12 protein-coding genes and 7 pseudogenes are annotated in these 22445 nt (G+C 71.5%); 10 read left to right on the forward strand and 9 right to left on the reverse strand.

The window, feature by feature from the left end; all coding sequences use genetic code 11:
• Positions 1-37: 37 nt before the first annotated feature.
• Positions 38-892, reverse strand: coding sequence for a cytochrome P450 (locus ACZ5C2_RS06070; protein ID WP_468787079.1), 855 nt, complete (start codon positions 890-892; stop codon positions 38-40).
• A 290-nt stretch (positions 893-1182) separates the two neighbouring features.
• On the opposite strand from ACZ5C2_RS06070, the gene ACZ5C2_RS06075 reads away from it, so the two are divergent.
• The 4 genes and pseudogenes from ACZ5C2_RS06075 to ACZ5C2_RS06090 all read left to right on the forward strand — a co-directional run.
• A complete protein-coding gene (locus ACZ5C2_RS06075; RefSeq protein ID WP_468787081.1) occupies positions 1183-2064 on the forward strand; it encodes an SDR family oxidoreductase in 882 nt (293 codons plus the stop codon).
• Positions 2065-2954: 890 nt separating this feature from the next.
• Positions 2955-4544: an SDR family oxidoreductase gene (locus tag ACZ5C2_RS06080; protein WP_468787083.1), complete on the forward strand. Its 1590-nt coding sequence runs from the start codon at positions 2955-2957 to the stop codon at positions 4542-4544.
• Between the two features lie 42 nt (positions 4545-4586).
• Positions 4587-5960 (forward strand): cryptochrome/photolyase family protein, encoded by a 1374-nt coding sequence (locus ACZ5C2_RS06085; protein WP_468787085.1) that lies wholly within the window; start codon positions 4587-4589, stop codon positions 5958-5960.
• 13 nt (positions 5961-5973) lie between these two features.
• Positions 5974-6180: pseudogene (locus ACZ5C2_RS06090) on the forward strand (cryptochrome/photolyase family protein); the annotation flags it as partial.
• Positions 6181-6596: 416 nt separating this feature from the next.
• On the opposite strand, the gene ACZ5C2_RS06095 reads toward ACZ5C2_RS06090, so the two are convergent.
• From ACZ5C2_RS06095 to ACZ5C2_RS06110, 4 genes and pseudogenes are all read right to left on the reverse strand, one after another.
• Positions 6597-7322, reverse strand: a complete 726-nt coding sequence (locus tag ACZ5C2_RS06095) for a class I SAM-dependent methyltransferase (protein ID WP_468787087.1) — start codon at positions 7320-7322, stop codon at positions 6597-6599.
• Positions 7323-7472: 150 nt separating this feature from the next.
• A pseudogene (locus ACZ5C2_RS06100) lies at positions 7473-9943 on the reverse strand (SpoIIE family protein phosphatase).
• 144 nt (positions 9944-10087) lie between these two features.
• Complete coding sequence (locus tag ACZ5C2_RS06105) at positions 10088-12484, reverse strand: MFS transporter (RefSeq protein ID WP_468787089.1); 2397 nt, start codon at positions 12482-12484, stop codon at positions 10088-10090.
• Positions 12485-12646: 162 nt separating this feature from the next.
• Positions 12647-13090: an SRPBCC family protein gene (locus tag ACZ5C2_RS06110; RefSeq protein ID WP_468787091.1), complete on the reverse strand. Its 444-nt coding sequence runs from the start codon at positions 13088-13090 to the stop codon at positions 12647-12649.
• Positions 13091-13250: 160 nt separating this feature from the next.
• On the opposite strand from ACZ5C2_RS06110, the pseudogene ACZ5C2_RS06115 reads away from it, so the two are divergent.
• Positions 13251-13625 (forward strand): annotated as a pseudogene (locus tag ACZ5C2_RS06115) (radical SAM family protein); the annotation flags it as partial.
• Between the two features lie 40 nt (positions 13626-13665).
• Here the strand turns inward: ACZ5C2_RS06115 and ACZ5C2_RS06120 are convergent.
• From ACZ5C2_RS06120 to ACZ5C2_RS06130, 3 genes and pseudogenes are all read right to left on the reverse strand, one after another.
• A pseudogene (locus tag ACZ5C2_RS06120) lies at positions 13666-14306 on the reverse strand (IS3 family transposase); the annotation flags it as partial.
• Between the two features lie 245 nt (positions 14307-14551).
• Positions 14552-14776, reverse strand: a complete 225-nt coding sequence (locus ACZ5C2_RS06125) for a transposase (RefSeq protein ID WP_468787093.1) — start codon at positions 14774-14776, stop codon at positions 14552-14554.
• A 186-nt stretch (positions 14777-14962) separates the two neighbouring features.
• Entirely contained in the window at positions 14963-16597 is a 1635-nt protein-coding gene (locus ACZ5C2_RS06130) for a recombinase family protein (protein ID WP_468787095.1), read from the reverse strand.
• A gap of 41 nt (positions 16598-16638) precedes the next feature.
• Here ACZ5C2_RS06130 and ACZ5C2_RS06135 point away from each other — a divergent pair.
• From ACZ5C2_RS06135 to ACZ5C2_RS06145, 3 pseudogenes are all read left to right on the forward strand, one after another.
• Positions 16639-17301: pseudogene (locus ACZ5C2_RS06135) on the forward strand (radical SAM family protein); the annotation flags it as partial.
• A gap of 38 nt (positions 17302-17339) precedes the next feature.
• Positions 17340-18047: pseudogene (locus tag ACZ5C2_RS06140) on the forward strand (alpha/beta fold hydrolase); the annotation flags it as partial.
• A 4-nt stretch (positions 18048-18051) separates the two neighbouring features.
• Positions 18052-18471, forward strand: a pseudogene (locus tag ACZ5C2_RS06145) (GNAT family N-acetyltransferase); the annotation flags it as partial.
• Positions 18472-18635: 164 nt separating this feature from the next.
• Here the strand turns inward: ACZ5C2_RS06145 and ACZ5C2_RS06150 are convergent.
• Positions 18636-19241, reverse strand: coding sequence for an adenylosuccinate lyase (locus ACZ5C2_RS06150; RefSeq protein ID WP_468787097.1), 606 nt, complete (start codon positions 19239-19241; stop codon positions 18636-18638).
• Positions 19242-19595: 354 nt separating this feature from the next.
• Here ACZ5C2_RS06150 and ACZ5C2_RS06155 point away from each other — a divergent pair, with 354 nt between their 5' ends.
• Positions 19596-21401: a 3-hydroxyacyl-CoA dehydrogenase family protein gene (locus tag ACZ5C2_RS06155; protein ID WP_468787099.1), complete on the forward strand. Its 1806-nt coding sequence runs from the start codon at positions 19596-19598 to the stop codon at positions 21399-21401.
• A gap of 163 nt (positions 21402-21564) precedes the next feature.
• Positions 21565-22377 carry a TetR family transcriptional regulator gene (locus tag ACZ5C2_RS06160; protein ID WP_468787101.1) on the forward strand — a complete coding sequence of 271 codons (813 nt, stop codon included), beginning with the start codon at positions 21565-21567 and terminating at the stop codon, positions 22375-22377.
• Positions 22378-22445: the final 68 nt, after the last annotated feature.

Below are 22445 nucleotides of genomic sequence, written 5' to 3' on the forward strand. Positions count from 1 at the left end.
GCATCAGCCCAGCAGGCCCTACCAAGCCGGCAGGGCGTTACCAACTGACTGGAAGCTGGACGAGTCCGCCCGTCAGTACGTCACCGCGCACGCGCAGTTCCTCGACCGGCACGGCAAGCTGCATCTTGGGGAAATGCGGGATGAGTTGGCCGAAGGCGACCTGCAGTTCCATGCGGGCCAGGGGAGCGCCGATGCAGTAGCGCAGGCCGTGCCCGAACGTGAGGTGAGAGGTGTCCCGCCGCGTGACGTCGAAACGCTCGGGGTCGGTAAAGACGGCGCCGTCGTGGTTGGCGGCGCCGTTGTCCAGCATGACCAGGTCCCCGGCCCGGACGATGACGCCGCCGATCTCGATATCGGTGTGCGCGTAGCGAGGGATGCCTCCGCCGCCCTTGCCCGGTGCGCGCATGGTTTCCTCGACCGCCCCGGGGATCAGGCCGGGGTCATCCAGCAGCAGTTGCCACTGGCCCGGATTGGTCAGCAGGAGCAGCGCACCCAGGCCGATCTGCACGACGGTGGTCTCGTGGCCGGCGAACAGCAGAGCCATCGACAGCATGGCGATCTCGTCGTCGCCGACTCCGTCGGTCGCACACAGCCGAGAGATCACATCCTCGCCAGGCCGGCGGCGCTTGCGGCCCACCAGCTCCTGCCCGTAGGTGAAGAGGTCGCCCAGCCCCTGCTCCGAGCGTGCCCTGTCCAGTACGTCAGCGGCCGCCTGCGTCCATGCGCGGAACTGGGTGCGCTCTTCGTACGGCACGCCCAGCAGCTCGCAGATCACCAGGATCGGCAACGGGAGGGCGAGCGCAGCGTTGAGATCGGCCGGCGGCCCCTGTTCCGCCAGATCATCAAGGAGTTGCCCGGTCAGCGTTTCCACCCGCCCGCGAAATGCTTGCATGCGGCCCGGCGTGAAGTGCGGCTGAAGCAGTGACCGTATCCGGGCGTGGTCGGCCTTCTCGGTGTCGTAGTTGCCCAGCGGGCCTCCGAACAGAGCCGACTCACCCGAGCGCGCGGCGTTGTCCGGGTCTGGGTGGGACCGGGAACGAATCGGATGCGGACCGGGATCGTTCCCCCGGGCATGTGTTCCGTACCGGAGCAGTTCGCGGGCGGTGCGCCGCCGGCATGCCGATGGCGCCGCCCGTGCCTACGGTGAGCAGGACGAAGCCGCCACGGAACAGGAGCCGCCGTATGCCGGTCACCGGGAGCCCGCTGCACGGAAGGACCGCCGTCGTCACCGGAGCGGCGCGCGGCCTGGGAGCGGCGCTGGCGCGGGAGCTGTCCGCCCGCGGGGCGAGGGTGGCACTGCTCGGGCGGGAGGAGCGGACGCTGAAGCGGGTCCAGGACACCCTTCCGGGCGCCTGCGGCTGCTGGGAGGTCGATGTCACGGACGACCGGGGCCTGGCCCGGGCCGGCGCGGACATCCGCGCACGGCTCGGTCCTCCCTCCGTCGTCGTCGCCAACGCGGGTGTCGCCGAGGGCGGACCGTTCGCCGAGTCCGATCCCGCCGTGTGGCGCCGGGTGGTCGAGGTCAACCTGATCGGCAGTGCCGCCACGGCCCGTACGTTCATCGGGGACCTGCTGGACACGTCCGGCTACTTCCTCCAGGTCGCGTCGCTCGCCTCCATCGGTACGGCGCCCATGATGAGCGCGTACTGCGCGTCCAAGGCGGGGGTCGAGTCGTTCGCCCACGCGCTGCGGGCCGAGATGGCCCCCCGGCGCGTGGGTGTGGGCATCGCCTACATCAACTGGACCGACACCGACATGGTCCGTGACGCGGACGAGTTCGCGGTGCTCCGTGAGCTGCGCGGCCACATGCCGCCGCCGGCGCGCAAGGTGTACCCCGTCGAGTACGTCGCGGGCCGTCTGGTCGCCGCGATCGAGCGGCGCCGTCCGTCGGTCTACGTGCCCGGCTGGCTGCGGTCGGCCCAGCTCGTGCGCGCCGCCCTGCCCCCGGTGGTGACGCTGTTGTCGCGACGCGAGCTGCCGCGGCTGGCCGCCGCCGAGCCGTTCGAGGCCACAGGGCTCCTGGGCGCCGGCGGCCGGGCCGACCGGGACACCTCCCGGTCCTGACGGGGTTAGGGCCCCGTCCGCCCGCCTGTGGTGAGCGTGTTCGTGAGGGGTGCGTCCAGCGGGCCGGTGGCCGGTGGCCGGTGAAGTGGCTGTGCGGGGCGGTCGAACCACCCGACGCCTTCGGCAGGAGAGGCACATGCACGCTATGGCGACCGATACGGCTTCCGCGGCCGGCACGTGGTCGCGGAGCGACCGCGACCACGTGCCGGGTGCCACGGAGACCGAGTACGGCGACACGCCGCTGTGGCACACGATCGGACCGGAGACCACGGCGTCGCTGCTCGTCGTGCCGGCGCGACCGAGGTGGCCGTCCGGGCTCGGCGTGAGCGAGCTCGTACGGCGGGAGGGCGGTGCGCTCGTCGCCTGCCGCGTCACGGCCGAGTGCCGGCACGCCGGTGCTCCCTTCGGCTCGTGCACGATGCGGTTCGCCCGTGCGGCGCAGTCCGCCCCGGCCGGCGAGCACCCGACGCCCCCGCCCGCCCTGCTGCACCCCGCCGCGGCGGCGGTCGGTGCCGCCCCGGAACACGACGTCCTCGTGACACGGGCGCCGCAGGGGCGTTTGGTGGTCGTTCCGCGGGACCCGGCACACCCCCTTCCGCTGCCGGGGTGCCCGTCCCGACTGCCCGCCCCGGCGCTCCCGGGGGGCGGGCGGCAGGCGGCCCTGCTGAACTGCGTGAGGACTGCGGGCGCCGTGGCCGGACCCGGCATCGACCTGCGGGCGCCGGTACCGGCCCACGGGCGCCCGGCTGGAGGGGGCGGCGGAACCGGGCGGCTTCCGCTCCCTCGTCATGGTGGCCGGCCGCGTCGGCACGACGGGCACGGTCGCGCTGCTGCGCTCATGATCGGACGCAGGAGGAAGTCGCGACGGACACGGACGTCGCGACGGACGGATGAGAGGAACAGTCGTGGCGGTCGAGGACGGACAGAGAAGCGGCGAGCGGCTGCACTGCCTGGTCACCGGGGCGTCCGGGTACGTCGGCGGACGTCTGGTGCCGGAACTGCTGCGGGCCGGGCACCGGGTCCGCTGCCTGGCCCGCTCCCCCGGCAAGCTCCGCGACCACCCCTGGGCCCCGGACGTCGAGACCGTCCGCGGTGACGTCACGGACGCCGACTCCCTCGCGGAGGCCATGCGCGGAGTGGACGTCGCCTACTACCTGGTGCACGCCCTCACCACCGGCTCCGGTTTCGAGGAGACCGACCGTCGCGCCGCCCGGAACTTCGCCGAGCAGGCACACGCCGCCGGCGTACGGCGGATCGTCTACCTGGGCGGGCTCACCCCGAAGGGGGTGCCCGAGCACTCCCTTTCCCCGCACCTGCGCTCCAGGGCGGAGGTGGGACGGATCCTCCTCGACTCCCCGGTGCCCGCCACGGTGCTGCGGGCGGCGGTCGTCATCGGCTCGGGATCCGCGTCGTTCGAGATGCTGCGCTACCTCACCGAGCGCCTGCCCGTGATGGTGACCCCCAGCTGGGTGCAGACACGGACCCAGCCGATCGCGGTCCGCGACGTGCTGCGCTACCTCGTCGGCTCGGCCACCATGCCGCCCGACGTCGACCGGGCCTTCGACATCGGCGGACCGGACGTCCTCACCTACGAGGAGATGATGCGCCGTTACGCCGAGGTCGCCGGGCTGCGGCGACGGCTCATCGTCCGGGTGCCGGTCCTCACCCCGCGGCTCTCGAGCCACTGGGTGGGCCTGGTCACCCCGGTGCCCGCCTCCATCGCCCGTCCGCTGACCGAGTCGCTGCGCCACGAGGTCGTCTGCCGGGAGCACGACATCTCCCGCCACGTGCCCGACCCCCCGGGCTGTCCGCTGCCCTTCGACGAGGCGCTTGCCCTGGCGCTGCGCATGGTCCGGCACGCCCAGGTGGACACCCGCTGGTCGTCCGCGTCCGTGCCCGGGGCGCCCAGCGACCCGCTGCCCACCGACCCCGACTGGGCCGGCGGCAGCCTCTACCGGGACGAACGGTCCCTGCCGGTCGACGCCTCCCCCGCGTCGCTCTGGAAGGTCATCGAAGGCATCGGCGGTGACAACGGCTGGTACTCCTTCCCGCTCGCCTGGGCGGTCCGCGGGTGGCTGGACCGCTTCGTCGGCGGGGTCGGCCTGCGCCGTGGCCGGCGTGACGCGGCCCGTCTGCGGGCCGGTGACTCCCTGGACTTCTGGCGCGTCGAGGAGATCGAGCCGGGTCACCTGCTGCGGCTGCGCGCCGAGATGCGGCTGCCCGGACTCGCCTGGCTGGAGATGTACGCCGAGACGGACCCCGCCGGCCGGACCCGTTACCGCCAGCGCGCCCTGTTCCATCCGCGCGGGCTCCTGGGCCACGCCTACTGGTGGAGCGTCTCGCCGTTCCACGCCGTCGTCTTCGGCGGAATGGCCCGCAACATCGCGCGGGCCGCCGCCAGGGACGCGGGCACGCCCGGACGAGCGGCACGCCCGGACCGTACCCGGCCCGCCCGGACCGCGCACCGGTCCCGTCCCTGACCGGCCGGCGCCGCACCGCCTCACCCCACCAGGAGCGACGACATGACCCGCGCGGTCGTCCTGTTCACCTCGGATCTGCGCCTGCACGACCATCCGCCGCTGCGCGCCGCGCTCGCGGCCGCCGACGAGGTGGTGCCGCTGTTCGTCCGCGACCCCGCCGTGCACGCGGCGGGCTTCGACGCCCCCAACCGGGTCGCCTTCCTCGCCGACTGCCTGGCGGATCTGGACGCCTCGCTGCGCCGCCGCGGCGGCCGGCTGGTCGTGCGCGACGGTCCGGTCACGCGGGAGGTCCGCGCGGTCGCGGCCGAGTCCGGCGCCACGGAGGTCCACATGGCCGCCGCGGCGACCGCCTACGGCCACCGGAGGGAGGAACGGCTGCGGGAGGGCCTCGACGCCGACGGCGTGGCCCTCCATGTGCACGACACCGTGATCACCGCCGTCGCACCCGGACGGGTGACACCGTCCGGCGCCGACCACTACGCGGTGTTCACGCCCTACTTCCGCCGCTGGTCGGCCGAGCGGCTGCGGGAGGTGCGCCCGGCGCCGCGCACCGTGCCCGTGCCGGACGGGGTGCGCGGTGAGCCGCTCCCGTCCCGCCCGGCGCCCTCCCTTCTCTCACCGGGCCTGCCCGCGGGAGGTGAGAAGGCGGGCCGGGAGCGGTTCGCCCGGTGGGCACGGTCGGGGATGCCCGCGTACGAGGCCCGGCACGACGACCTGGCCGGCGACGCGACGTCACGGCTGTCGCCGTTCCTGCACTTCGGTGCGCTGTCCGCGTCGGAACTCGTGCAGCGGGCACGCGCGCAGGGCGGTCCGGGCGCCGAGGCGTTCGTGCGGCAGCTGTGCTGGCGGGACTTCCACCACCAGGTGCTGGCGGCGCGCCCCGAAGCGTCCGCACGGGACTACCGCACCCGGCACGACCGGTGGCGGACCGAGGAGGAGGCCGCCGAGGACATCGCGGCCTGGCGGGAGGGGCATACCGGCTATCCGGTCGTCGACGCGGCGATGCGCCAGCTGCGCCACGAGGGCTGGATGCACAACCGGGCGCGTCTGCTGGCGGCGAGCTTCCTGACCAAGACGCTCTACGTGGACTGGCGGATCGGCGCCCGGCACTTCCTCGCGCTCCTGGTCGACGGCGACATCGTCAACAACCAGCTCAACTGGCAGTGGGCCGCCGGCACCGGCACGGACACCCGCCCGCACCGCGTCCTCAACCCGGTCGTCCAGGGACGGCGCTTCGACCCGCGGGGGACCTACGTACGCCGCTGGGTGCCCGAACTGCGCGACGTGGAGGACCGTTTCGTGCACGAGCCGTGGCGGCTGCCGGAAGACCGGCGCGCCCGCCTCGGCTACCCCGCACCGGTGATCGACCTGTCCGAGGGGCTGGCACGCTTCCAGCACGCCCGCGGCCGCGACTGAGAGGGCACGCGCCGTGCACTGGCTCTTCGGGTATCAGCTCGGTCCCCACTTCCTGACCCCCGGCGAGGGCGGGCCGGGCCGCGACACGCCGCTGCTCATGATCGAGGCCCGTTCGGTCTTCCTCCACCGGCGCTTCCACCGGGCCAAGGCCCACCTGGTGCTCTCCGCCATGCGCCATCGGGCGGCCGCACTGGGCGACCGGATGACCTACGTGCGGGCCGGAAACGGCGTCTCCCCCCACGACGCCGGTGCCCTGCGGCACATCGCCGGGTGCCGGAGCTGCTGGGACGAACTGAAGCTGATCACCCGTATCGTCAGCGCCGCCCGTGGAGTCGAGGAGGCGGACATGCCGACCGCCCCACCGCCGCGGGTGTGGCAGCGCATCACGCGGGAACCGACCGGGGCGGGCACACCGGCCGCTCCCGCGGCCGCGGTTCCACGCCGGAGGCACACCGCCCGTCGTGTGCCTCCCCGCGCGCCGGCCGCTTCCCGGACATCCGGTGCCGAAGAGCCAGTGCCGGTCCCGCGCTCGGCCTCTTCGCCGGCCTCACCGTCGTGTGGTGGTGGCATCGGGCCCGCTCGGACCGGCGCCCGGCACGGGACGGGTGACCGCCCGCCCGGGCCGGCGACGGCTTCCTACGCGGCGCTCCCCGTCACGTACCAGGTGGACGGCAGTTCGATACGGATGCCGTCGGGGGCGTACTCGGTGGTGGTCAGCGGCAGGGTGCCGCTCGCCAGAACGGTCAGCCCGGCCGCGGTCAGGAACTCGGGCACCGCCGCGTCGGCGACCTCGCCGGGGGTTATGCCGTGCCGGAGGACCGGCGCGAGTTTGGGCGGCGGGCCGCCGGGGCCGGTCGCGAAGCTCCGCAGCACCGCTCCGGCGGCCTCGGACGGCTCGACGAGGTAGGCGCGGCCGCGCTCGCCGACCATCGTGGCGATGCCGTCGACCAGCGCCTGCCGGTTGTCGGCCTCGCACTGGTGCAGCACGCCGCGCATGTACACGTTGGCGTCGCCGAGTTCGGCGTGCAGGGCCTGTGTCTCAGCCTTCTCCACGGCGTCCAGCTGACGGTACGTCGCCTGTCCCGCCGGGTCGGCGGCGCGGGCGTGGTCCAGGGCGGCGGCGGAGAGGTCGGCGCCGAGGACACGGGGGAAGCGGTCGGCGAGAAAACGGGTCTGTGTGCCGTTGCCGCAACCGAGGTCCACCAACGGCAGTGCCGGATCGGGCAGATGGGGTTCGAACAGGGCAAGGTGGCGGGCCACCGTCAGCGCGGGCTCCGCGTCCCAGAACACGGCCCCCTGCTCGTCAGGTGCCTCCCGCCAGAAGCCCTCCCAGGCTTCCCGGTACCGACTCGTCACGCTCATGCCCAGCCCCCCCAGGATGCGATACCGACCCGCCCCGTGTGGCGGGCCAGTACGGTGTACCGCGCCCCGGGCGCGCGGACAAGCGCGCGGGCGCACTTCTTCACGGTTCGTTCGCCGCGGTACGCGCGGTCGCACCACCGGCGTCGGCGCTCAGCGGCGCGGCAGTGTCAGTTCGAACCACACGCTCTTGCCGGCCGTCGTCCGGCTCGTCCCCCACGCGCGGGCGAGGGTACTGACGACACGCAGTCCGCGCCCGGCCTCGTCGGTGGGGCGTGCGTCGAGCAGCGTCGGCAACTCGTGGTCGTCGTCCTCCACCTCGCACAGCAGCGTGTCGCCGCGCACCAGCCGCAGAGCGACGGGGCGCGCGTGGGAGTGCCGTACGGCGTTGGTGACCAGCTCGCTGACCAGCAGCTCGGCGCTCTCGACAAGTTTCGGCAGCCCCCAGTCGTGCAGCCGCTCGCGGACCACCGCGCGGGCCCGTCCCGCCTCGGACGGCTCGGGGGGCAGCCGCCACTCGGCGACGTCGTCGGGTTCGATGCCGCCCAGGCGGGCCATCAGCAGCGCCACGTCGTCCTTGCGGCCACCGCGTCCCGCTTCCGAGAAGGTCGCCGCGAGAGCCCGGATGATGGTGTCGCAGGCATCGTCCATGGACGCGGCCGGGTGGGCGGCGGACTCGCACAGCGTGGCGAGCCCGACACCGATGTCCTCGCCGCGCACCTCCACCAGTCCGTCGGTGCACATCACCAGCCGGTCGCCGGGCGAAACGCGCACGCGTACCGCCTCGAAGGGCACTCCGCCGACACCGATGGGCGCGCCCGTGGGCAGGTCGAGCAGTTCACTGCGCCCGTCCGCGGCACGGACCAGCACGGGCGGGATGTGGCCGGCGTTGGCGAGGTGCAGTTCACTCACGATGGGGTCGTAGACGGCGTAGAGACAGGTCGCGAGGTAGGGGTCGCCGAGCCGCTGGGCCAGGTCGTCGAGGTGGCGCAGGAGTTGTGCGGGAGGCAGTTCCAGCGCGGCCATGGTCTGGACGGCGGTGCGCAGCTGCCCCATCATCGCGGCCGAGTTCAGTCCGTGTCCCATGACGTCCCCGACGACGAACGCGGTACGGGCGCCAGGCAGTTTCACCGAGTCGAACCAGTCGCCGCCGATCCGGCCGAGGAGAGTGCCCGGCAGATAGCGGGTGGCGATGTCACAGCCCGCCATGCGTGGCGGGATGCGCGGCAGCATGCTGTCCTGGAGCGTCTCGGCGACGTTCTCCTGGTGGGTGTACATGCGCGCGTTGTCGAGCACCAGGCCCGCGCGGGCGGCGAGTTCGGCACCGGTGACCCGGTCCATGTCGTTGAACAGCTGCCGTTCCGGATGGCGCAGCAGGATCATGAAGCCGAGGACGACCTGACGCGCCTACAGCGGGACGACCAGCATGGAACGGCCGGTGATCAGCGGCCGGATGTCCCGCTTGTCGAACTGCGAGGCGATGGCATGGCCCGTCTCCTCGCTGATGTGCGGCACGAGAACGGGCTCTCCGGTAGTCATGCACTGGAAGAACGGGGTGTGCGCCGGAAAGGGCATGGCCTCACCGACGGGCACGACGTCGTCCCAGCGGCCGGGTTCGTCGGTGTGCTCCAGCGCGACCCGGTGCCACAGGGTGGTGGTGTCCGGCACGCCCTCGTCGAACCCCTCGCCGGCCACGACCTGTTCGCGCAGGTAGGTGCCGACGACATCGGTGAAACGGGGCACGACGGCCTTGCTGACCTCGACGATGGTGCGGGAGAGATCGAGGGAGGTACCGATCCTGGAGCTCACCTCGTTGAGGAACTCCAGGCGTTCCCGGACGGCGGCGTACTCGAGGTCCTCGCTCTCGTCCCGCAGCTCGTCGGGCACCGGTTCGCCGGCCGCCGGCGCGCGGGCCGCCCGTTCACGGCGCTCCCTGCGTTCCACACGCCGGGCACACCCCAGTCGGGGGTGACCGGGACCCGGTCGTTCTGGCTGAACTCCAGGACGGGGTAGCCCAGTTCCAGGACCTGGGCGACGATGCGGGCGCTCTCGCCGACGCTCATGCTGGGAAGGATGTCGGGGAGCTTGCGGGCGAGGTCCTCGGAGCCGGGGAAGTCGGTGTGCAGGGCGAAGCCGGGCGCGACGCGTTCACACTCCCCGGCCTCGTCCGAGCTCAGCCCTTCCGCGCCGGCGGCCAGCACCAGCAGCCGCTCCCGCCCCGGCCCCACGAGCGGATACGCCCACCACAGCACGTCGACACGGCCGGTCCCGGACGCGGCCAGACGGGCCCGGCCCGCAGCCGGGTAGGCCAGACCCCCGCCGAGGGAGGCGCCCAGGCCGGGGCCCAGTCCGTCGTACGGCGCGTACGCCCCGTACGGGGTGTCCTCCTCGTCCTCGGGCAGGGCTCCGGTCACCGGCAGCAGGTCGACGGCCTGGCGGCCGAGCGCGTCCTCCTTGGGGAGGGAGAACAGGCGTCGCGCGCCCGTGCTCCAGTGCGAGACGAGTCCGTCGCGGTCGACGACGGCCACGGCCAGCGGGATCCGGCCGGCAGCGCCGTGTTCGGCCATCGTGCCGTCCCCGGTGCGGCGATCGGGAGGTGCGTTCCGCTCGGTGCCACGGTCCATGGCCCAGGCCCTCTCTCCCCCGGCTGCGCAAGATCTGTACCGCCGCGACCACCGTACGACCACGGTCGGTGGCGATGTGCGGCAATACGGGAATTGCCCGCCGGTGCTCGCACCGGCGCGCGTTTCCCCGTGTGGAGGACCGTTTCAGTCCTCGTGACCCAGCTGGAGGTCGCGTTCCGTACGGCCTCCTCCGGCCACCTGGAGCACGGTCGCGACCGGCGGGTAACCGGCGGCGATGACGGTGTACTCGCCGGAGGCCAGGTCGACGAACCGGAAGGTGCCGTCGGGTCCGGTGGTGAGGGTGTCGACGACGTTGCCCGCCGCGTCCAGGAGCGTCACGCGGGCCTCCTCGACGGGCCGTCCGCCGCCGGCCCGCACCGTGCCGCGCAGCACGGCACCACCGGCCAGCTCGATGTCCTGGCGGGTCTCGCGGGCCGCCTGCACGGTGACGGGGAGGGCGGCCGGGCGGAAGGCGGGGGCACTGGCCGCGAGGGTGTACTCGCCGGCCACCAGCTCATTGATCACATAGCCGCCCTCACGGCCGCTGCGAGTGCCGGCGACGACCTCCCCGTGGACGTTGGTGAGGGTGACAGCGGCGTCCCGCACGGGTGTGCCGTCTGCGGTGACGACACTGCCGGCCAGCCGGCCCGCGCCGCCCAGGACGACGTCGAGTTCGACGGGCCGCTCACCGACGGTCACGGAGACCGCCTGCGGCTGGTGGCCGGCGGCGGCGGCGATCAGGACGTACGACCCCGGGCCGGGCGTGGCCAGTGCGTACCGCCCGTCCCCACCGCTGGCGCCGCGTCCGGTCTGCTGACCGGAGATGTCGATGAGGGTGAGTGCCGCGCGCGGTACGACGGTGCCGTCGGGATGCTGCACGGTCCCGCAGACCGGGACGCCGCCGGTGTGCGGTGCGCGGGCGTGCGGCACACGCGCGTCGGACCGAGGTGCTTCCTGAGCCGGGTCGGCGGTGGACGTGTGGTGGGACACCAGTGGTTTCTCCTTGAGGAAGAAGGCGATGAGCAGGCCGAGGACGAGCACCGGCACCAAGTGGAGGAAGATGCGCGGCATGACGTCGGCGTAGGCCTCCACGTAGGCGTCGCGCAGCCCGGGCGGCAGCGCGTGCACCACCTCGGGGGTGAGGGACCCGGCGTCCGGCGTGTCCGCGTCCGCGGGGAGGCGCCCGGCGAGCGCGTCGGTGAGCCGGCCGGCGAAGAGCGTGCCGAAGACGGCGGCGCCGACGCTGCCGCCGATCTGCCGGAAGTAGTTGTTGGCGCTGGTGGCGGTGCCGAGGTCGGCGGGGCGTACGGAGTTCTGCACGGCGAGGATCAGCACCGGCATCACCATGCCGATACCGGCGCCGAGGACGGCCATCCAGACGCTGTAGTGCAGCCGGGGCGTGCCGGTCTCCAGACGGGAGAGCAGCCACATGCCGACCACGGACAGGGCGGCGCCGACCACGGGGTGCCAACGGTAGCGGCCGGTACGGCTGATGAGCCGGCCCGAGACGACCGAGGCACCGACGATGCCGCCCATCATGGGCGTCATCAGCAACCCGGACTCGGTGGCGGAAACCCCGTCGACCATCTGCAGGTACGTCGGCAGATAGCTGGTGGCGCCGAAGAGGGCGACGCCGGTCACCAGGCCCACCAGGCCGGTGACGTTGAAGACGGAGTCCCGGAACAGCCTGAGCGGGATGAGGGGTTCGGCGGCAAAGCGCTCGACGACGAGGAAGAGCACGATGGCCGCGGCGGCGCCCGCACCGAGACCGAGCACGGTGCGGGAGTCCCAGGCGTACTCGGTGCCACCCCAGGTGGTCAGCAGCACCAGGCAGGTGGAGACGGCAGCCAGCAGCAGGGTGCCGAGGACGTCGAAGCGGCCCCGGGCGGCGGGTTTGGGGAGCTTGAGCGCCAGTGCGACGACGACCATGGTGACGAGGCCGAAGGGCACGTTGATGTAGAAGCACCAGCGCCACGAGAGCTGATCGGTGAAGTAGCCGCCGAGCAGCGGTCCGGCGACGGAGGCGAGGCCGAAGGCGGCGCCGATCAGCCCCATGAAGCGGCCGCGCTGCCGCGCGGGCACGATGTCCGCCATGATCGCCTGGACGCCGATCATCAGCCCGCCCGCACCGACGCCCTGCACCGCGCGGCAGGCGATCAGCTGGTCCATGGTCGTCGCCCGGCCGGCCAGCGCGGAGCCGACGACGAAGACGAGGATCGCGAACTGGAAGACGCCCTTGCGGCCGCGCAGGTCACCGAGCTTGCCGTAGACCGGCAGCCCGATGGTAGCGGTGAGGAGATAGGCGGTGATCGCCCAGGACATGCTGTCCAGGCCGTGCAGCTCGCCGACGATCTTCGGGAGCGCGGTGGCGACGATCATCTGCTCCAGGGCGGCGAGCATCAACGCCGTCAGCAGCGCGACGAAGACCAGCCGGACCCTGCGCGGGCTCAGACCCGGCTCGACGACCGGCGCCGGGGGCGGTGGGCCCCCGGCCGGCGGTACCGTGACCGGCTCCTCCCGCGTCGGAGTGATCCCGCCCACGTGCCGCTCCCCTCGTCGCACCGCCGGACGATTCCCGCGTAAAAGCGACAACTACGAGCAAGCACGACGAGTTACGGGACAGAGCCGGTACATCGGCAGATCACTCGAACCGGTGAGGTTCCAACTCCCCGCCGACTCTCGGGCCTTGAGGGCGAGCAGCGGCTACTTCTCGACCTCGCCGGCCAGCCTGGCCAGCAGGGCGTCGTAGATCCGGGCGAGACCCTTGGGGGCGAACGTCCTCTCGAAGAAGCCGCCGATGCCGCCGGCACCGTTCCAGACGGTGGTCACGACGACCCGGGACCGCCCGTCACCGGCCGGGGTGACCCGCCAGGTGGTGACCATGGAGGAGTTGCGGTCCTTCTCGACGAGTTCGCCGTCGGTGGGCTCGGTGACCTCCAGGAGGCAGTCGCGCACACGCTTGCTGGTGGCCTGGAGCTTCCAGTGCACGAGGGTGCCCTCGCCGTCACCGCCCTCACGGACCTCGTACTCGCTGTACTGCTCGGGCAGCAGCTTCGCGCGGGTGCCGCTGTAGTCGGCGAGGGCATCGAACACCGTCTCCGCGTCCGCCGCGACGATCCGCTCCGTAGTGGCCTCGACCTGCGCCATCGCTTTCCTCCAGGGCATGGGGTACCGGGGTCGGAGCAAGCCAACCACCCCCGCGCCCGGCGACCCAAATCGGGGTTCCGGATCTGATCGAACATGTCGCTCGCACGATCAAGGGAACACTTGTTCTATTCTGTGGCACAGCACAGCCATAGGAGGCGTCATGCGCTGGGAGAACCTCACTCCGGACTCCGAACACAGCCGGGCCGACGCCGCGCTGTTCGGCGCGGAAGCGGTGATCACCCGCACCTTCGACACGCCGGAGTTCCGTGGCGTCACCTTCCACGAGATCCGGGCCCGCTCGATCGTCAACCGGGTGCCGGGAGCCTCCCGCATGCCGTTCGAGTGGACGGTGAACCCCTACCGGGGCTGCACGCACGCGTGTGTGTACTGCTTCGCGAGGAAGACCCACGGCTACCTCGACCTAGACACGGGCCTCGGCTTCGACAGCCAGATCGTGGTCAAGATGAACGCGCCCGAGCTGCTGCGCCGTCGGCTGTCCTCCCGCGGCTGGCAGGGCGAGCACATAGCGATGGGGCACCGACCGGGACTGCTGCATGATCGGGTGACAGTGGGGTTTATGCAGCCAGGGCTGCGGCTGGGGTCATGATGGTCTCGTACTCGACGGGGGTCAATCGGGCCAGGCGTCTCTGTCGCCGGCGTCGGTGGTAGGTGCGCTCGATCCAGGTGACGATCGCGATCCGCAGTTCCTGGCGGGTGGCCCAGGTACGGCGGTCGAGGACGTTCTTCTGCAGCAGCGCGAAGAAGCTCTCCATGGCCGCGTTGTCGCCGGCGGCACCGCCTCTCCCCATCGATCCGATCATGCTGTGACGTGCGAGAACTGCGACGACCAGTTGAATCCACCCTGCGACCCGCGGTCGGAATGCACGATGCATCCTGCGACCTGGCCGCGACGGGCGACGGCGGATTCCAGGGCTCTCACGGCGAGGCTGGACTTCATCCGGGCGTCGATGGAGTAGCTCACGATGCGGCCCGAGTAAACGTCCTTGACCGCGCACAGGTACAGCTTGCCCTCGCCGGTGGCGTGTTCGGTGATGTCCGTCAGCCACAGCCGGTTCGGCCCGTCGGCGGTGAACACGCGCCTTACTCGGTCGTCGTGGACCGCAGGGCCGGCCTTGACAGTCTTCCCGCGGCTTCTGCGCTTGCCGAACGCGCTCCACCACCGGTTGTCGCGGCAGATCTTCCAGGCGGTCCGCTCGGCCATCGGCTCACCGGCCGCGCGGGCCTCGTCGAGGAGGAAGCGGTGGCCGAACTCCGGGTCGTCGCGGTGCGCGTCGAACAGGGCGTTGGCCCGACATGCCTCGGCGAGCTCGGAATCGGTGACCGGTGAGGCCAGCCACCGGTAGTGGGGCTGGCGGACCAGATCGAGCGCCCGGCACGTCACCGCCACCGGCACCCGGTGAGGGGCATCGGCGGCGGCCAGCTCGCGGACGAGCGGGTACATCATTTTCCCGCCCTGCGCAGCACCTCGTTCTCCTGCCCTAGGAGCCGGATGCGCTTGCGGGCCTCGCGCAGCTCGGCCGACTCACCCGACACCGGTGCGGGCCCGGCGCCCTCCTCGGTCTCGGCGCGGCGCAGCCACTTCGACAGCGTGATCGGGTGGATCTGCCATCCCCGGCCCTCACAGCGCCATACAGGGCTTCCAGGGTCCAGGCTATGCGCTTCCACTCCAACTCAATGTTGAGCGCTGCCTCTTCGGCGGCGCACTGTGCCGCGTATTCCTCGCGTGTAATGATGGCGCCTTCCCCTTGGGGACACCGGTCCGGCTGTCACTCGCCAAAGTCCTGCCGGACCGGTGCCATTCTCTTTTCTGAGACCGAATCTGGGGCTTCTCTACGCGGACTTTTCGCTTCCCTAAACGCCTTCGTCGTCATGCCAGATGATTTCCATGCGCGCGTCTCCGTCGAATGCTTGCCCCCGATAGTCCGCCTTCTTGACCCGGATACGCCGAATGGCAAGCCGCAACAGGTCTCGCTTAAGCGCGTCGTCTGCGTCGTCCCAGGCTTCGCGTTGATACGACGTGTCGAGAAGGAACGAAATATCAACGCCTTCCTGCCCGCGCGTTGCCTCCACAGCCTTCTGTGCGTCTAGGACTGCTTCATTGGCTTCAGCTAACGCCGAGGCAAAGAAGCGCTCTGAGGGGCCGTCATAGAGTCCGGTACGCCGGTCTTTCCACAGGTGGCTGAGGGCTGCTTCCGCGTCTGCCAGGGCCGTGCGCGCGACTGCTTCGTCCTCTGACGCCTGGGGGTCCTGTCGGGCTTGCCAGCGCTCCGCCACGATTGCCAGCAAGCGGTCATGAGGCTCAGTCGCTGCAAGTCGAGAAGACCAGCGCATGTAGGCGTACTCTTCAGCGCTTTTCTGCGCCACGTACGCCGGGGCCGGACACACTCCCCCAGCACCCGGACGCCAACAGCAATAGCCTTTTCCGCGCCACGTCACCGAAGACCCGCACCCGGCGCATTCAAGGAGATCAGTGAGAACGTGACGCGCTCGCCATGATTCCTTATCAGCGGCAGGACCGATTCCCCTGGATGCTGCCTGCGCTGCGTTGCACTCGACTTCGGACAACACCGGCGGTCCCACCATGACGCTGACTCGCTCACCGGCGGAATTTCGGTACAGCATCCGCTTGGACTTTCCGTCTTCGCGCCCGGTCACTTGCCAGCCTGCATAGGCAGGGTTATCAATCATGTTAGCGACTGTACTAAAGGCCCACGTATTGCCGGTTGGTGACGGAACGCCACGATCGTTGAGCATGCGAGAGATCTGCCGTTTGGCGTGGCCAGCAACCGGAGCCTCATAGATGACCCACCGAGCAATATCGAGCCTTGTCACCTCAGGTTCACCGGGGATTCCGGCAGACGTTTCGCGGTCACGCTCCAACTTGCGCTCTTCGATCTGTTCCCCGTCTTCGTCCTCAGCCGTGACCATAACGATTCTGAGGCCGTAAGGGGCCACGCCGTTAAGCCATTCTCCGTTGTCACGCTGGAACGTCTTCGTGTTCCGCACGCGTTCACTCAGGATTTCCGTCTCTTCGCGGGCATCCTCGGCACGCCGAATCAGTTCCGAACGGTCGCGCGGGTTAGCGGAATCCAGCCCGATTCCAGGGGTTTCCGGGTCACCGTTGTCCACCAGCAAACGCCGGGGCTGCCCGTCCCGCGGCTCAACAATGCTGAGGATTGCTCCTGCCCCGCGCCGGGTCCACCGGTCAAGGCGAAATACCCAGAGCGCGCCAATCTCGCCTTTCTCAAGCGCCTGCAACGCTAGGTCTTGCTGGGCCACCTTCTTACTTCGGCGGAACCGGCTAGCACTGCCGACTTCCCGCCAGACGTGCCGCACAGTGAGACCTAGTTCAGCCGCTGTGCGTCTCCCCCGTGCTTCCTGCGCGCTGACAGAGATTTCCCGACGCCCGGTCTTCGACTTCACGGCTTGGCTCTTGCGACACACCAGGTCAATCAGGGTGCTGGTGTCTTCGGTTGGGGTGCTCATAGGCCAAGATTCGCACGTCAGAGGCAGGGACTGCCAGTGTCCAACTGGCTGAGGGCCGCTACCGGCTGATGCCGGGCATCCTCGCCGCCCTGCGCAACCACGCGAACCCGTTCTCGATCCTCACCAAGGGCACACTGATCCTGCGGGACCTCCCGCTGCTGCGGCAGGCCGCCGAGGTGACCGATGTCGGCGTCTCCGTCTCGGTGGGCTTCACCGACGAGACCCTGTGGCGCACGGTGGAACCGGGCACACCGGCTCCGGAGCGGCGGCTGGACGTGGTCCGGGCGCTTGCCGAACAGGGCATCGGCAGCGGGGTCCTGATGGCACCGGTGATCCCGTTCCTGAGCGACCGCCCGGACCAGCTGCGGGCGACCGTGCGGGCCGTCGCGGCCGCGGGCGCCACCTCCGTCACCCCCCTGGTGCTGCATCTGCGGCCCGGTGCCCGCGAGTGGTTCATGTCCTGGCTGGCGCGACACCATCCGCACCTGGTCGCCCGCTACGAGCGGCTGTACGCGGAAGGGGCCTACGCGCCGAAGTGGTACCAGCGCCGGATCACCCGTCAGGTGCACGAGCTGGCCCAGGAGCACGGCATCGGTCCCGCCAGCGCGGGCATGCCACGACGGGTCCGGCCCATAGAGCCCGCAGAGCCGGCAGGGCCCGCAGAGCCCCCGACGACCGAGCCGGCCCAGCTGACGCTCCTCTGAGCGCATCCGAGGGCATCCGGCGGCCCAATCGGGTCAACAACGGACTGACGCTGGCCGGGTTCGTGGCGTCGTCGCTGCCGAAGAAGGTGGCCGCCCAGTACGACGTCATCGGCTTCGACCCGCGCGGGGTCGGCGCGAGCGAGCCCGCGCTGACCTGCGTGCCGGACCACTTCGGCCCGGTGCGCCCCGACTCGGTGCCCACGTCACCCGAGGTGGAGCAGGCGGGCCTCGAGCGCGCGAAGGCCTTCGCCGAGGCCTGCGGCAGGAAGTACGGCGATCTGCTGCCGCACATCCACACGGGCGCGGCGGTGCGCGACATGGACGTGATCCGGCAGGCCCTCGGCGCGAAGAGCATCAACTACTTCGGTTACTCCTACGGCACCTACCTGGGTGCCGTCCACGCCAAGCAGTTCCCGGAGCGGGTACGGCGGCTGGTCCTGGACTCGGTGGTCGACCCCACCGAGGTCTGGTACGACGCCAATCTGAACCAGAACCACGCCTTCGACGACCACCACCGGGCCTTCATGGACTGGGTGGCCACGTACGACACGACGTACCGTCTCGGCACCGACGCGGAGAAGATCGAGGCCAAGTGGTACGCGATGCGCACGGAGCTGAAGAAGGACCCGGCCGGCGGCAAGGTGGGCGCCGCCGAACTGGAGGACACCTACATCCCGGGCGGCTACTACAACGGTTACTGGCCCCATCTCGCGGAGGCGTTCGCGTCGTACGTGAACGACCGGGACGTCGTATCTCGACGGGCTCGACGTCGCGGCGGACGCCGAGCGGCATCGAGCGCGTCTGCTGGAGGGCGATGGCAGCGTGGTCGACCTGGTCGCCGAGACCGAGGGCGGCGGACTCGCGGGATGGGCCGCCTTCGGTCCGTACCGGGACGGCGACGTGCGTACCGGGGACGCCGAGCTGTACGCCCTGTACCTGCGTCCCGAGCGCATCGGCCAGGGCGTGGGACGGACCCTGCTCACCGAGGCGAGCCGGCGCTGCGCCTCCGCCGGCCGCGAGCGCATGTACCTGTGGGTCCTCGAGGACAACACCCCCGCCCGCCGTTTCTACGAGCGGGCGGGGTTCGGGGCGGACGGCGCGGAGGAACCCTTCGAGGTGGAGGGGGTGGCGGTGCCGGAGGTGCGGTACGTGAAGGAGCTCGCCGGCTGACGGCGGAGGCACCTCTCCCGTTGGGGACCCGCGGGCGGGCGTTTCCGGGGCGGGCGAGCACTTCGTCCAAGCCCGGTCCGACGCCAACGGTGACGGGCCGCCCCGCCGAGACGGCTCTGGTCCGGTGCCGGGAAGCGCGGTACGCGTGGGAGCAGGCGGCACGGTCAGCGCTGTCCGGGGATCCGCCCCCGAGCACCCCCCTGCCGGGGGATCCGGGCCAGGGCGTGCACCGCCGCCTCGGCCAGCGCCGGGTGGGCGAGGGCCTCGTTGAGTACGGGTTCGGCGCGTGGGTCGCCGAGTTCGCCCAGCCCTTCGACGCAGGCGAGTGCGACCCGGCGGTACGGGTCATGGGGGCGCAGCCGGCGTCGCAGGGTGGTGATCAGGGCCGGTACGGCCTCGGGGGCGCGCAGGTCGGCCAGCAGGCGGACCGGGTGCAGGGCGTAGGCGACACGGAGTTCGTTGGTGGCGAGGGCGGCGGCGGCGCGGGCGGTGCGTGGGTCGCCGAGGCGTGCGAGGGCGTGGGCGGCGGAGGCGCAGCGCGGCGGGTCACGGTGGTTGAGGAGGAGGACGAGTGCCTCGAACGCCCTTCGGTCGCCCGCCAGTCCCAGCCGGAAGGCGGCCAGTTCCCGTGCCCACAGCGGCTGTCCGGGGGCGGTGAGGACGTCGGCCAGGGTGTCGGGGTCGTCCGTGGCCAGGAGACGGCCGTACGCCGCCGATCCGCCCGACTCCGTCCGTAAGCGCTCCGTGAGCGATCGCAGCTCTTCGTCCATGCCCCCAGAGATTAGGGGTCGGCCGGAGGGATCGGGACGTACATCACAAAGTCGGGGACTGGCGCGCTCGTTACCCGGGAGTTAAGCTCAGACGAGCGGGTTACCCACTCGCTACCCTCCTCGCGGCGGTCTGGTGACGCGGCCGTCGTGAGTCGCAGTCGGTTCGGTACCTCGTGTACCGCAGTACGGCTCGGCCCCGGGACAGGGCCGGTCGGATCCACCGCCGTTCTCCCGGCGGCACCGGGCGTGTGCGCTCGCAGCCCGGTCAACACCCGCATCCCGCACGCACCCGGTGCGCCTTCCGGCGCACCCGGGCGTGTCTCCCGTCGTCACCCTCATTCCTGGAGTCCCGCGATGGCCACTCCCCAGTCCGACACCCCCCTGTCCCCGCTCCGGACCGTCGCCGTGGTCGGCCTCGGCACGATGGGCACCGGCATCGCCGAGGTCCTGGCCGCGGCCGGCCGCGACGTCGTCGGCATCGACATCAGCGAGGCCCGGGCGGCGCAGTGCGTCACCGCCCTGGAGGCCTCGACCGCCCGTGCCGTGGAGCGCGGCCGGCTCACCGGGCAGCAGCGTGCGGAACTCCTCGCCCGCGTCACCACCTCGACCGCGCTCACGACCGCTGCCGACGCCGACCTGGTGATCGAGGTGGCCCCGGAGTCGTACGAGATCAAGCACCAGATCTTCCGTGAACTGGACGGGATCGTGCGGCCGGAGACCATCCTGGCGACCGGCACCAACGCCCTGTCCGTCACCCGGCTCGCCGCCGACTCCGCCCGCCCCGAGCGGGTGCTGGGCATGCACTTCTTCAACCCGGCCCCCGCGATGAAGCTGGTCGAGATCGTCTCCTCGGTGCTCACCGCCCCCACGGCCGTCACCGCCGTCACCAACCTCGCCCTGGACCTGGGCAAGGAGCCCGTGGCGGTCGGCGACCGGCCCGGATTCGTCGCCGACGGCCTGCTGTTCGGCTACCTCAACCAGGCCGCCGCGATGTACGAGGCCCATTACGCCTCACGTGAGGACATCGACGCCGCGATGCGGCTGGGCTGCGGCCTGCCGATGGGCCCGCTGGCGCTGCTCGACCTGATCGGCATCGACACCGCGCGCACGGTCCTGGAGGCCATGTACGCCGAGTCCCGTGACCGGCTGCACGCCCCGGCCCCGGTGCTCAAGCAGCTCAGCGAGGCGGGTCTGACCGGCCGCAAGGCGGGGCGCGGCTTCTACACCTACGAGGCGCCGGGCAGCGGGACCGTCGTGGCCGACACCCTCACCCCGCGCGGGGACGGGTCCACGACCGCCGGCCGTACGGTGCGTTCGGTGGGTGTCGCGGGCTCGGGCACCATGGCCTCCGGTATCGCCGAGGTGTTCGCCAAGGCGGGTTACGAGGTGGTCCTGGCCGCCCGCAGCGAGGAGAAGGCACAGAGTGCCAGGGCCCGGATCGGGAAGAACCTGGCGCGCTCGGTCGACAAGGGCCGGATGACCGCCGAGGCGGCCGCCCAGACGCTGAAGCGGGTCCGTCCGACGGGCTCCTACGACGACTTCGCCGACGTGGATCTCGCGGTCGAGGCGGTGGCCGAGGATCTGGAGGTCAAGCGGCAGCTGTTCGCGACGCTGGACAAGGTGTGCAAGCCGGGCGCGGTGCTCGCCACCACCACCTCCTCCCTCCCGGTGGTCGCCTGCGCCCGTGCCACCTCGCGTCCGCAGGACGTGATCGGCATGCACTTCTTCAACCCCGCGCCGGCCATGAAGCTGGTCGAGGTGGTGCGTACGGTGCTGACGGCCGACGACGTCCACGCCACCGTGCGCGAGGTCTGCGGGAGGATCCGCAAGCACGCCGTGGACTGCGGTGACCGGGCCGGTTTCATCGTGAACGCGCTGCTGTTCCCGTACCTCAACAACGCGATCAAGATGGTGCAGGAGCACTACGCCTCCCTCGACGACATCGACGCCGCGATGAAGCTGGGCGGCGGCTACCCGATGGGGCCCTTCGAGTTGCTGGACGTCGTCGGGCTCGATGTCTCGCTCGCCATCGAGAAGGTGCTGCACCGCGAGTTCCGCGACCCGGGGCTGGCCCCGGCTCCGCTGCTGGAGCACCTGGTGGCCGCGGGCTGCCTCGGCCGCAAGACCGGCCGTGGCTTCCGCGAATATGCCAAGCGCTGAGGCGCGCCCCGGCGACCGGTTCGAGGGCGGCGCGGAGTGGGGCGGACTGCTCGACCCCGACCGGTTCGCGCCGCCCGACCGCAGCGCCCCTCCCCCGCCCACCGAGGGCGGGGGAGCCCCCTCTCACGCGCATCGAGCTGCGCACATGCAGTACGTTCAGGGCATGTCCCAGCCCGCCAAGTCCGCACGTACGCCCGCCACGACCGAGTCGCCGGAGAGCGCCGCAGGCTCTCGTGCCGCCGCCCAGCGGCTGAAAATGCGCCGGGAACTGGCGGCCGCCGCGATGGAGCTGTTCGCGACGAAGGGGTACGAGGCCACCACCGTCGACGAGATCGCGGCCGCCGCCGGGGTCGCCCGCCGTACCTTCTTCCGCCACTTCCGCTCCAAGGAAGAGGCGATCTTCCCCGACCACGACGACACCCTGGTCCGCGCCGAGGCGGTGCTCAACGCGGCGCCCGCGCACGAGCATCCGCTGGACACGGTGTGCCGTGGGATCAAAGAGGTCATGAAGATGTACGCGGCACGGCCGGAGATCTCGGTCGCCCGTTACAAGCTGACGCGCGAGGTGCCCACCCTGCGCGAGGCCGAGATCGCGTCGGTGGCCCGCTATGAGCGGCTCTTCACCCGATATCTGCTCGGTCACTTCGACGAGCACGCGCACGACGACGACGCCAATGACGACCCGCTGCTGGCGGAGGTCGCCGCGTCCGCGGTGGTCACCGCGCACAACCATGTGCTGCGGCGCTGGCTCCGGGCCGGCGGCCAGGGCGATGTGGAGGCGCAGCTGGACCACGCCTTCGCGATCGTCCGCAAGACCTTCGGCAGCGGGATCATGGCGGGCCGGCGCACCGCGCCGCCGAAGCCGCAGGCCGCCTCGGCGTCGGCGCACGGGGAGGTCCTGGTGACGGTCGCCCACGTGGACGCCCCGCTGCACGAGGTGATGCGGACCATCGAGCAGGCGCTCAAGGAACGCTGAACATGACCTCCACACAGCGCTGACAGAGGCGGTCGAGGAACACGGAACAGGCACTCGCCGCTGTGACA

The organism is Streptomyces sp. NPDC031365 (genome assembly GCF_055569765.1).